Annotated in this window: 12 protein-coding genes; 11 read left to right on the top strand and 1 reads right to left on the bottom strand. The window is 44.3% G+C overall.

Annotated elements, in window-relative coordinates; all coding sequences use genetic code 11:
• Positions 1–140 precede the first annotated feature (140 nt).
• From QM657_RS08545 to QM657_RS08505, 9 genes are all read left to right on the top strand, one after another.
• Positions 141–1,064: a carbohydrate ABC transporter permease gene (locus QM657_RS08545; protein ID WP_415066195.1), complete on the top strand. Its 924-nt coding sequence runs from the start codon at positions 141–143 to the stop codon at positions 1,062–1,064.
• Between the two features lie 15 nt (positions 1,065–1,079).
• Positions 1,080–1,913 (top strand): carbohydrate ABC transporter permease, encoded by an 834-nt coding sequence (locus QM657_RS08540; protein WP_415066194.1) that lies wholly within the window; start codon positions 1,080–1,082, stop codon positions 1,911–1,913.
• 41 nt (positions 1,914–1,954) lie between these two features.
• Positions 1,955–4,126, top strand: coding sequence for a 1,3-beta-galactosyl-N-acetylhexosamine phosphorylase (gene gnpA, locus QM657_RS08535; RefSeq protein WP_415066193.1), 2,172 nt, complete (start codon positions 1,955–1,957; stop codon positions 4,124–4,126).
• A gap of 81 nt (positions 4,127–4,207) precedes the next feature.
• On the top strand, positions 4,208–5,620 hold the full coding sequence (locus QM657_RS08530) for an alpha-L-fucosidase (RefSeq protein WP_415066192.1): 1,413 nt from the start codon (positions 4,208–4,210) through the stop codon (positions 5,618–5,620).
• A 110-nt stretch (positions 5,621–5,730) separates the two neighbouring features.
• Positions 5,731–7,125, top strand: coding sequence for an extracellular solute-binding protein (locus QM657_RS08525; RefSeq protein ID WP_415066191.1), 1,395 nt, complete (start codon positions 5,731–5,733; stop codon positions 7,123–7,125).
• Between the two features lie 50 nt (positions 7,126–7,175).
• Positions 7,176–8,123, top strand: coding sequence for a PHP domain-containing protein (locus QM657_RS08520; RefSeq protein WP_415066190.1), 948 nt, complete (start codon positions 7,176–7,178; stop codon positions 8,121–8,123).
• Positions 8,124–8,140: 17 nt separating this feature from the next.
• Positions 8,141–9,130: a PHP domain-containing protein gene (locus tag QM657_RS08515; protein ID WP_415066189.1), complete on the top strand. Its 990-nt coding sequence runs from the start codon at positions 8,141–8,143 to the stop codon at positions 9,128–9,130.
• A gap of 95 nt (positions 9,131–9,225) precedes the next feature.
• Complete coding sequence (locus tag QM657_RS08510) at positions 9,226–9,663, top strand: helix-turn-helix domain-containing protein (RefSeq protein ID WP_415066188.1); 438 nt, start codon at positions 9,226–9,228, stop codon at positions 9,661–9,663.
• Between the two features lie 137 nt (positions 9,664–9,800).
• Complete coding sequence (locus tag QM657_RS08505; protein ID WP_415066187.1) at positions 9,801–10,169, top strand: DUF4180 domain-containing protein; 369 nt, start codon at positions 9,801–9,803, stop codon at positions 10,167–10,169.
• 81 nt (positions 10,170–10,250) lie between these two features.
• On the opposite strand, the gene QM657_RS08500 is transcribed toward QM657_RS08505, so the two are convergent.
• The gene (locus QM657_RS08500) at positions 10,251–11,192 is read right to left on the bottom strand and encodes a helix-turn-helix transcriptional regulator (protein WP_415066186.1); all 942 of its coding nucleotides are present in this window, start codon (positions 11,190–11,192) and stop codon (positions 10,251–10,253) included.
• 93 nt (positions 11,193–11,285) lie between these two features.
• On the opposite strand from QM657_RS08500, the gene QM657_RS08495 reads away from it, so the two are divergent.
• On the top strand, positions 11,286–11,708 hold the full coding sequence (locus QM657_RS08495) for a pyridoxamine 5'-phosphate oxidase family protein (RefSeq protein ID WP_415066185.1): 423 nt from the start codon (positions 11,286–11,288) through the stop codon (positions 11,706–11,708).
• A gap of 221 nt (positions 11,709–11,929) precedes the next feature.
• On the top strand, positions 11,930–12,193 hold the full coding sequence (locus tag QM657_RS08490; RefSeq protein ID WP_415066184.1) for a TM1266 family iron-only hydrogenase system putative regulator: 264 nt from the start codon (positions 11,930–11,932) through the stop codon (positions 12,191–12,193).
• Positions 12,194–12,249 lie beyond the last annotated feature (56 nt).

Raw genomic sequence — 12,249 nt, 5'->3', positions numbered from 1 at the left:
CAGGATAAAAAGCGAAAATAACCAACAAATACAAAAATCGGCCTATGTTTATCAGGGAAAAATCCGTTAGAATATAAGTAGGGGAAGGTTGTGGTTTCATGAGCCTTTCTTCCTAAAATAAAAAACGGGAGGCAGACCCCATGAGTAAGGAAAAAACACGAACACCCAAAACAAAAGAAAAGACATCCATAGCCCAGAAGAAAGAAAACACGTATGGCTGGCTGTTTATTTCGCCTTATCTGATTTTTTTCACTGTTTTTACCGGCATTCCTTTTGTCATTGCAATTGTGATGTCATTTTTAAACATGAAATACATTACCAGGCTGGATAATCTTAAATTCGTAGGACTTCAAAACTTTATAAAGGTATTTACCAATAAAGAAATTTTGGATTCCCTCATAAGGACCTTTCAATATTCCCTGGTATATGTGCCTTTTATTATGCTCCTTGGATTTGTGCTGGCATTTATGCTGAACAACGGAGTCTATGGAAAAAAAGCCATGCGTTCTCTGGTGTTTATGCCCTATGTATCCAATATGGTTGCAGTAGCAGTCATTTTCAAGGTGCTGCTGGGCAATAACAGCCCTGCAATCATCGCTTTAAGAAATATGGGATTTGATCCCCCCCTGCTTTTGCTGAACCTAAAGCTGGCCCTTCCCACGGTAGCCATGATTTCCGTATGGAAAGGCGTTGGCCTTAACATGGTGGTTTATCTCGGAGCCCTCCAGGAGGTGCCCTCTGAGCTTTTGGAGGCAGCGCAGATTGACGGGGCTACAAAATGGCAGAGAATCCGAAATATCATCATTCCCCTGATTTCTCCCACCACATTTTTCCTTGTCATCAGCTCCATCATCGGTTCCTTTCAGAACTTTACCTGCATACAGGCCCTTACAGAAGGAGGCCCAGGACAGGCCACTACGGTCATGTCGGTAAATATCGTCCGTACCGCGTTTACAAAGTATGAAACCAGTCTGGCAAGTGCCATGGCTTTCGTCATGTTCATACTCGTCATGATCGTAACGCTGATCCAATGGCGCGGACAGAAAAAATGGGTTAACTATTAAGGGAGGGAATCATCAATGACAAGCAAAAAGAAAAGTTTAAAGATAGCACTTACGGTTTTTATCCTGTTGATCGGGCTGGCATCCAATTTTCCGTTTCTGTTCATGATTTCCTCTTCCTTTAAGGTCAGCGGAGAGGTCATGAAGTTTCCATGGCATTTGATTCCGGAAAATCCCACCCTGATGAACTTTCAGGCATTATTTACAAACGGCATTTATAATTTTCAGAAATGGTATTTGAATACAGTGGTCATGACGGCCCTTACCATTATCATCAAAATATTTTTCGTAAGCTTTACGGCCTATGGGTTTGCAAGGATTAATTTTAAAGGAAAAGATGTCATATTCCTTCTCCTGCTGTCAGCCATGATGATACCCAGCGACATCATGATCATACCGAGATATATGATCTTTAAAAATCTGCGGATTCTGGATACCATGTGGTCGCTGATCCTGCCAAGCTGCGTGGATGTATACTTTGTATTCCTGTTGCGCCAGTCCTTTGTTTCCATTCCGGACTCTCTCAGCGAAGCGGCCAAAATTGACGGATGCAGCCATTTCCGCATTTACTGGCAGATCATTTTCCCATTGGCAAAACCGGCCATTGCCACCATGGCCCTGTTTTCCTTTACATGGTCCTGGAACGACTATATGGGACCGTATCTTTACATATCAACCATGGATAAGCAGATGCTGTCCGTCGGAGTGAAGCTCTTTTCCTCCGGCCTGATCCAGGATTATGGAAGCCAGATGGCTGCGGCGACCATAGTACTGCTGCCGATTCTGGTGGCCTTCCTGTTCTGCCAGAAGTTTTTCATTGAAGGCGTTGCCTCCTCTGGCGTGAAGGGATAATGCATGAAATTAAAAAATGAGTATAGAAAGGGACTATTAAGATGGAAAAAATTTTGACCGGAAGAGTCACTGTTCCCACAGATGTGGATATGATACAGGAGACAAAGGAGATTGCCAGGCGGTGGGGCGCCGATGCCCTGCGGGATTGTGACGGGACAGATATGCCGGATGAGCTTAAGAAAATGCCTGTTAAAATCTACTCCACCTATTATACCACCAGAAAGGACAATGCCTGGGCTATGGATAACCCGGATGAAGTCCAGCAGGTGTATTTGATGACGGAGTTTTACACGGCAATGGAAGAAGGCGAGCTTCGCATTCCATTGATGGCCCATTTGTACAAGGACCAGTTAAAGCCCAATACCATTCACGATATCAAACGCTGGTGGGAGGTTGTAGACCGTACCACCGGAGAACCTCTGCCGGCCCTTGCCTGGGAATATGAAGAAAATACCCAGGAGGTCATCATTTCCCTTCCGGAGAGATATCACGATTATACCGTAAGCTTTCTGGCCTTCATCATCTGGGACCCGGTACATATGTATAATTTCATCACAAATGACTGGCAGGATGTGGAGCACCAGATCACCTTTGATGTGCGCCAGCCAAAGACCCAGAAACATGTGATTGAAAAATTGCACCGCTGGATGGAAGAAAATCCGGACAGCAATGTGGTGCGTTTTACCACGTTTTTCCATCAGTTCACCCTTGTATTCAATGAGTATGCAAAGGAAAAGTTCGTGGACTGGTTTGGATACAGCGCCAGCGTCAGCCCTTATATATTGGAACAGTTTGAAAAAGAGGCGGGGTATCCCTTCCGCCCGGAGTACATCATTGACCAGGGATACCATAACAACACCAACCGGGTGCCTTCTAAGGAATTCCGGGATTTCCAGGAGTTCCAGCAGAGAGAAGTTTCCAAACTCATGAAGGTCCTGGTGGATATCTGCCATGAGCACGGCAAGGAAGCCATGATGTTTTTAGGGGATCACTGGATCGGAACGGAACCGTTTGGAGAGTATTTTAAACATGTGGGGCTTGATGCAGTGGTGGGAAGCGTGGGAAATGGAACCACCCTCCGCCTGATTTCCGACATTCCCGGAGTGAAATATACGGAAGGCCGTTTTCTGCCTTACTTCTTCCCTGATGTGTTCCACGAAGGGGGAGACCCGGTAAAAGAAGCAAAAGTAAACTGGGTGACTGCAAGGCGGGCTATCTTAAGAAAGCCGGTGGACCGGATCGGCTACGGCGGATATTTGAAGCTGGCACTGGAATTTCCTGAGTTCATCCAATACATTGAGGAGGTCTGCGATGAGTTCCGCCTTCTTTATGAAAATGTGGGGGGACAAAGCCCCTACAGTCATTTTAAAGTAGGAGTGCTGAATTCCTGGGGCAAAGTCCGCTCCTGGGGAACTCATATGGTCGCTCATGCCATAGATTATAAGCAGACCTATTCCTATGCCGGAGTGCTGGAAGCCTTGAGCGGAATGCCTTTTGATGTGGAATTCATCGGCTTTGAAGATGTGATCGCAGACCCTGATGTGTTAAAGAAATGCAAGGTGATCATTAACGTAGGCGATGCTTATACGGCTCCCAGCGGCGGCGCTTACTGGACCAATCCGAAAGTCAGCAGCGCTGTAAAGGCCTTTGTGGCCCAGGGAGGCGGACTCATAGGAGTGGGAGAGCCATCGGCCTGCGAATACCAGGGCAGATACTTTGCCATGGCAAATGTGCTGGGCGTCAATAAAGAAGTCGGCTTTTCTCTGTCTACTGATAAATACAACTGGGAGGAGCACAGCCATTTTATTATGGAGGATTCCTCTGAAACCGTTGATTTTGGGGAAGGGATGAAGAATATCTATGCCCTCACCGGAGCCGAGATATTAAAGAAGGACGGACAGGATGTCCAGATGGCTGTCAATGGGTTTGGAGACGGAAGAAGCGTATATATCAGCGGAATTCCCTATTCCTTTGAAAATTCCAGGATGCTTTACCGGGCAATCTTCTGGGCAGCAGGCATGGAGCAGGAGATGAAGAAATGGTACAGCAGCAATTATAATGTGGAAGTCAATTACTATCCGGCTACAGGCAAATACTGTATTGTGAACAACACTTATGAGCCTCAGGAAACCGTGATTTATGACGGAAACGGAAAAGAGTGCTCCATGCAGTTAAAGGCAAATGATATTTTGTGGTTTTCATTTTTATCGTGATGAGTGAAAGAGATATGTTGTAAGGTTGAAAGATTCCATTCTTTCAACCTTATAAAATTAAAGGGGTAAGAAGAGGGCGAAATGAATCAATTAGATGAAAGGCTCATTACAGTTGTTCCTTCTGAAAGACAGGTAATGCTGCAGAAAACAGAATTTTATGCATTTTTCCATTTTACCGTAAACACCTTTACCGGAACAGAGTGGGGATATGGAACAGAATCACCGGAAGTCTTTTATCCGGAGCAAATGGATGCAGATCAATGGATAAAAGCCATTAAAGCGGCAGGGATAAGAGGCGCAATACTCACCTGTAAGCATCACGACGGATTCTGCCTATGGCCCAGCAAGTACACAAAGCATTCCGTAAAATACAGCCCTTATCTCAACGGAACAGGCGATATTGTAAAAGAAGTGGCCGGTGCCTGCCAAAGAGCGGGTTTGAAATTTGGCATATATCTTTCTCCCTGGGACCGGAATCAGGAAACCTATGGACAAGGAAAGGCGTATGACGATTATTTTGTGGCACAGCTTACAGAGCTGCTGACCGGGTACGGAGATATTTTCAGTGTATGGTTTGACGGTGCCTGCGGAGAGGGCTTAAATGGAAAGAAACAGGTTTACGACTGGCAGCGTTACTATGATACTGTGAGAAAATATATGCCAGGGGCCTGCATTTCCGTGAGCGGACCGGATGTCCGCTGGTGCGGCAATGAAGCCGGCGATACCCGGATCAGTGAATGGAGCGTTGTCCCGGCCGATTTATCCGTGGCAGAGCGGGTGGCGGCTTTAAGCCAGCATGCGGATGATCCGTCTTTTAAGCAGAGGGTCATAAGCAGTATGGAGCAGGATTTGGGAAGCAGGGAGCGGTTAGCCCTGGAACAGCACTTGATCTGGTATCCGGCGGAAGTGGATGTATCCATAAGGCCGGGCTGGTTTTATCATTCCGAAGAAGACGATAAAGTCAGGTCTTTGGAAAATCTGATAGATATTTACGAAAAGTCGGTGGGGGGAAATGCAGCCCTGCTTTTAAATATTCCTCCTATGCCAAAGGGACTGCTTCATGAAAAAGACGTAAAAAGGCTTCAGGAACTGGGACAGGAAATACATAAAAGATATGGAAAAAACCTGGCGGAAGAAGCAGAAATCCAGGTAAAAGAAGCCGGCCAATGGAGCCCGGTGAACGGTGTGCAGACGGATGATTATGAAACATATTACCAGGGAAAAGGCCCCGGTGCAGAGTTTAAAATTTCCTGGAAAACTCCTCAGAATATTTCGGCGGTTATCTTAAAAGAGAACATATTAAAAAGCCAGAGAATTGAGGCTTTTGAGATTTTATCCGCAGGAAATGGGAGCCCTGTAAGTCTCTATCAAGGGACTGCTGTCGGTCATAAAAAGATTGCCCGCTTTCCCCAGGTCAAATCGGATACGGTAATAATCCGAATTTTAGATTCAAGGGTAGAACCTGTTCTTTCCTTTCTTGGTATATATCAATAAAAAAAGCCGGTAAAATGATAAGAATAACACATAAAGATAAAATACAACCTATATAAACCGGCTGAAATGTCAGCTATAATAGGATTATAAACAAAAGGAGGGTAACAGATATGAAATTAAGAAGTACATTAAAACGGGGCGCTGCTTTTGGCCTGGCTGCAACCATGGCTTTCAGTGCTGTTGGATGTGCCAAAACCGATAATACGGGAGCCAGCGCAGGCAGTACGGACAGTAAAACGACAGCAGAAACCACTCAAAAAACTGACAGCAACAAACCGTTTGATGGTGTGACAGTAAAATGGGCTCTGACCGATAACGCTGCAACTGCTACTGAAACAAAAGAAATGATAGAATTGATTAAGGAAAAGACAGGAATCAACGTAGAGTTTTTCATTACACCTACATCAAAAGCTGGAGAAATGGATAAAGTCCTTGTAAGCCTGATGGCAGGGGAAGAAATGGACATTGTCAACAGAACTCCCCTTCAGTTAGAGGAATTCCACAAAGCTGCTGTTTTAGAGCCAATCGATGAGCTTGCAAAAGCAGACGGCTATGACATGACCTCCTTATACGGAGATAAAGTTGTAAAATTCGAGGATCAGTCCTACGCCATCCCGGCAGAAAAGGATATATGGCTGACCTATTATAACAAGAAAATCTTTGATGAAGCAAATGTGCCTTACCCGACAGCAGACGGCTGGACCTGGGAGAAATACGTGGAAACAGCACAGAAGCTGAACAATCCTGATAAAAATGTATGGGGCTCCTTCATGAGTGATGACGTGGCATGCAACTACATGCTGGCAACACAGAACGGCGTCTCCGCTTATAAGGCAGACGGTACCGCTAATTTTGACGATCCGGCCTTTGCTGACGCCATGAAATGGTTTTTCAGCCTGGGAAATGATTTGAAAATCCAGCCAAACAGCCTGGATCTGGCTTCCGGTACATATCCTTATAACTCCTTTATGGTAAATGGAAACATCGGAATGTATGTATATGGCGGCTGGGTAGCCAGTGCTTTGTCCGATAAAGTGAAATACCCAAGAGATTGGGAACTGGGCATTCTTCCTATGCCTTATCCGGAAGGAACAGATCCGTCTTCTCTGACCATCACAAACTGCTATGCGATTCCAAAGACATCAAAAAACAAAGAAGCAGCATTTGAAGCCATTAAGACCATTTGTGAGAACAAATACACTCTGGGTTACGGACGTGTTCCTGCCAAGATTCTGACAGAGGATGAGGCAAAGACTTATATCGAAAGCAGCCTGCTTCCCAAGTTTAAAGATGACAATCTGACAGTGGATGACTTCATGGCAGGCTGGTTTGACAACAGCAGAGCATACTTGAGTGAAAAGATCATGGGAACTGCTGATACCACCATCGGACAGATTTACACAGAAGAAGGACAGTTATACGGCCAGGGACAAAAACCTCTGGAAGATACCATGAAATCGATTCAAGACAGAGCAAACGAAGCCATTAAAGAGGCAAATCAGTAAATAGGAAAGCGCTGCCAAACCTTTGGCAGCGCTTTTTTGAGGGAAAAGAAATGGAAGAGCGGGTTTATCTTCTCCCCAAAGAGGGGGAGTTTTATAAGGCAAATATGAGCTGCCATACTACGGTTTCCGATGGAAAGCTGACTCCTGAGCAGATAAAAAAAGCATATCAGAGCAGAGGATACCAGATCGCAGCTTATACGGATTTGGGGAAATACTGTGCTCATGGAGAGCTGCATGCGCCGGATTTTCTGGCTCTGGCGGGATTTTCGGTGGACATGGGGAAAAAGGGATTTCGCATCAATTTCTATGATACGAATCCGGATGAAATGAAAGAAGAAAAAGAGAATTGCTGTGAGTCCCTTTTCCAGGGAAGTGACTGCATGGAAAGGATGAATCAGCTTGGTTTTCTGGCGAGCCTCAGCCTGCCTTATCAGTCCATGGGAAATTATGAGGATTATAAAGAGCTTGAGGGTCTGTCTGCCATGGAGATATATAATTACAGCAATGATGTGAGAGAACTCTGCGGCTATCATCCCCAGGTCTACGATGAGATGCTGCGGTGCAAAAAGAAACTGTTCTGTCTGGCCTCGGATGGAAACCGCAATGAATATCCTTTTGAGCACCCTTTAAATGACTCCTTTGGAGGTTTCACAAAAATCAAGGCAAAGGAGCTTACTTATGAGGCCGTCATGGAAGCTTTAAAAAAGGGAGATTTCTACAGTTCCATGGGGCCTGAAATCCATTCTCTTTATATAGAGGGGAACGAATTGGTCATAAAGACAGGGCCGGTTCAGAAAATCTATGTAAAAACCGAAGGCCGGAACTGCCATATAAAAACAGCGCAGCCAGGAGAAGCCCTGGAAGAGGCAAGATTTTCTCTGACAGGAAGAGAAGGCTATATCCGTATCGTTTGCGGAGACGAAAACGGTCTTTTTGCGGCTTCCAATGCGTACTTTCTGAGTGATCTTTTGCCGGGCCGGCTTACAGAGCAGGTGTGAGAAAGGAGGAGAGCAGGTTGAACGACAGGATTTATTTATTGCCTGAGAAAGGCAGATTTTACAAGGCAAACTTGCATGGCCATACAACCGAATCCGATGGAAGGCTTACGCCGGAGGAGGCGAAAGCGGGTTATAAAAACCGGGGATATCAGGTTGCGGCCTATACCGATCACAGGGTATACAAAAACCATGAGGAATTAAATGATGAAGGGTTCCTGGCTATTGCCGCAGTGGAGGTGGACATCAATCAGGTGGGCCCGGACCAGCTCCGTCCCAGAGACAAGACGTATCATATCAACTTGTATGATACCAGGCCGGAGCATCAGCGGGAGAGGAAAGAAGGGGGAATCTGCCCGGAATGCAGATATGGGGATTTTGATTATATCAATACGTATTTGAAAGAAATGAAAGAACTGGGCTTTATTTCCTGCTATAACCATCCTTATTGGTCTTTGCAGAATTATGAGGATTATAAGGGGTTGAACGGGCTCTTTGCCATGGAAGTCTATAATCACGGCTGTGAAAATGATGGACTGTACGGCTATAATCCCCAGTCCTATGATGAGATGCTTCGTCTGGGGAAGCGGTTATGGTGTCTGGCAACCGACGACAATCACAACAGCTATCCTTTTGAACACCCTTTATGTGACTCCTTCGGAGGCTTTACCATGATAAAGGCAGAGGAATTCACCTACTCCGGAATTATGGACAGTCTGGTTAAAGGCCATTTTTACAGCTCCATGGGGCCGGAAATCAGGGAGCTTTACATAGAAGGAAAGGAACTGGTGGTAAAAACCAGCCCGGTTCAGGCTATTTGTAAAATTACGGAAAATACCAGGTCCTGCGATAGAGGAACCATACAGGGAGGGGCTGTCACGGAAGCGAGATTTCCTGTCAGCGCAAATGAGACTTATATCCGTGTGGAATGCAGGGATGAGAAAGGCCTTTTTGCAAACAGCAATGCTTACTTTCTTTCAGACATTGGATTTGAAAAAACTGGGGATTGAGATTGGCAGCAGAAAATAATTTTAAATAATGCATTGACAAACTCCTTATTATAACTTATTATTGCATTTATAAGTCATAATAAGGAGTAATTAGAATGCAGGAAAAATATTATACAGTGGAGCAGGTATCTGAACTGCTTGATATTCACCCCAAAACCATACAGCGCTATATCCGGGAGGGCAAATTGCGTGCCAATAAGATTGGGAAAAGCTGGCGCATAACCGGTCACGACTTAAGCCTTTTTGCAGAAAATAACGGTAACCGCAGTCGTGAAGAGGTCGAACAGCCTCAGGATAAAGCAATCGTGTCTTCCGTAATTGATATTCAGATTAATGATTTTGATGAAAGCTCCCGTATCGTCAATATGCTTACGGCAGCATTAAATTGCAAGCCTCAGGAGTACGGCAGGTCCACCATGCATGTACAGCATTTGGAACATGAAAACAAAGTCCGTATCGCATTGTGGGGAAACCTTCTATTTATGAAAGAAATGTTAGAAATCATTTCCGTTGTAACAGAGCAATTAAACTGATTTTGAGCGGAAAGAAGTTGGGATAAAGGCATTTCATCTGCAAAACGGCAAGGACATTGCAGTGAGCGGTTATCCTGTGCTTACGGAGCGTCTGGCTGCTCTTTATGAAATATTTACAGATAAAAAGGAGTGATTTTATGAATATTGTTATTATGGGAGATGAGCAGAATATTGCGGTGATCAGGAGTGAGGATATTTTGATCACCGACGTACAATCGGCGCTTGACCTTGCAATGACAGTCAGCTACGAAACGGGAATTCACAGTCTTGTGCTTCCCAAAACCTGTTTGACCAATGATTTCTTTGTGCTGTCAACGCGTCTTGCAGGAGAGGTGCTTCAAAAATATATCAACTATAAATTTAAACTCGCTGTCTGGGGGGATTATTCTGTCTACAACAGCAAGCCGCTTCACGATTTCATTTATGAGAGCAACCATGGCAAAGATTTTTTCTTTGTTGGTACAGAAGCTGAGGCAATCGAGAAGTTAAAACAGTTTCCGGTTTAAGGCGGCAAAGTAAAACGCAGTGTTACGATACCCGGTAACCGCAGCCGATGACAAGGGAGTCCTGGAAGCTGTTTCCTTCTCTCAGATGGAAATGAAGTGCTTTTTTACTGCTTCCAATCGCTGAAGAATCAGGTTTTTTAGGCTGTCTGGCCTGATGGAGAGAACCGTTTCTCCATAAACAGAGAAGTAGCTGGCGATAAAAGGCTCCTCCCCTTTGTTATAAAAGCCTTTGATACAATAATTTTCATTTTCCTGAAACAGCTCCATGGATGGATAATGCTCTTTATAGAAGAGATCGGCTCCTTTAGCGGAAACACCTACCTCAAAGTCAACCGCCTCTTCATCCCGAAACAGTTCTTTCGGGGAAACAAGGAATTCAGAAAGGGGCTTTGCCGTATATCGATTGCAGGGCCGTATTGCATGAATTTTATCGCAGCGAAACACCTGGGGCTTTTTTGTCTGGAAATTGTACGCTGTCGCATACCACTGTCCATAGGCAGAAGTGATATCGAAAAACTGAACATAATACTGCATTTCCTTTTCTTTCTTTGTGTAAAGGATTTCACACACATTTTCATCAACCGCCATATGCAGAATTTCTTCCAGACAGCCGCATTCATTCTTGCTTTGGTAACTTCCTAACCGAAAAATCAATTCCATTTTTCTCAGTTTTTTAATTCTCTCTTCTGATATACAGCCCTCGAATTTCTGCTTCAGCTTTTGGACGTTTAAGTGAAACGGTGTCGATTGATAGGCATTAAGAGTCTGCATGGCAAAGTACAATGCATGAACCTCATCAACAGTAAACACAATGGGAGATAATAAGCGGTTAGGAAGAATTCCGTAATGCCCATTCCGCCCGGATTTTGAGTAAATCGGCATACCGATTTCTTCTAAAGACTGAATATCTCTCAGCGCTGTGCTTTTAGAAATGGAATATCTGTCCATGATACTTTTGAGATGAAAGGATTTTTTGTCGTTCAAATATATCATCATGTCATTCAGGCGTTCTGATTTTTTCATGATTTCCTCCTTTTTCGGTTAAATGGTTTCATTATTTGACACCATTTTGTATTATACTGCAATCAGAACGACAAGTAAAGGAGAGCTTTTGATATGAATACAAAAAGAGAGTTTATACGCCTGATGGATACGCAGACAGAGATTGCGCTGGCTACCTGCGTTGATGGCCAGCCTAATGTGAGGATTGTGAATTTTTTCTTTGACGAGGAAGCAAAATCAATACTCTTTTCTACCTTTGAAGACAATGACAAGGTCAAAGAGTTTGAAATTAACGACCAAGTGGCATTCACCACAATTCCCCATCAAGGAAATGAACATGTCAGGGCAAAAGGCAGGGTTCAAAGAAGCAGCCGCACCGTATTTGACGCTGCAAAATATTTCATCGGGAAGATTCCTGACTATAAAGATACCATAGAGCAGGCAGGAGATTATCTGGTTCTCTATGAAATTGTCTTCGAATCAGCCGTTGTTACACTGGATTTTGATAATATAGAAATATATAATTTAACGGACTGATAACAGATAGAAATAAGGTGCTGAAAATACCTGGCTGCATGATGGGGCCGGGTATTTTTTTGATATATTTAAGAATACCCTCTGTTTTCCTTACAAATAAAAGAAAAACAAAATTGAAAAAAATTATCACTTATGTTAAGATACAATCAAAGCAGCATCCTGATGCCAAAAACACGATTTGAGGCAGAAGGCTGGGCAGGAAATCAAACGGAGGAACGGTGATGGAAACCAGAATTGCAGTAATTGGTATTGTCGTAGAGGAAGAGACATCCGTAGAGTTACTGAATGACATCCTCCACGAATACCGGCAGTACATCATTGGCCGTATGGGTATCCCTTATCCGAAGAAAGAGGTCAGTATCATCAGCATTGCAGTCGATGCTCCTCAAAGCATTATTTCTGCACTGACGGGCAAGATCGGAAAATTAAAGGGAATCAGTTCCAAGACGGCTTATCAGGGGACGAAAGGCGGCCCCAGGGAGTAAGGAAATTCACAACAACTGACGGGAAAGCAGATGCTGACCCAAAAGAAAGGAAGTAA

Origin of the sequence: Lacrimispora sp., assembly GCF_047605665.1 — a bacterium.
GTDB lineage: Bacteria > Bacillota > Clostridia > Lachnospirales > Lachnospiraceae > Lacrimispora.
This window is presented reverse-complemented; position numbering and strand designations above follow the sequence as displayed.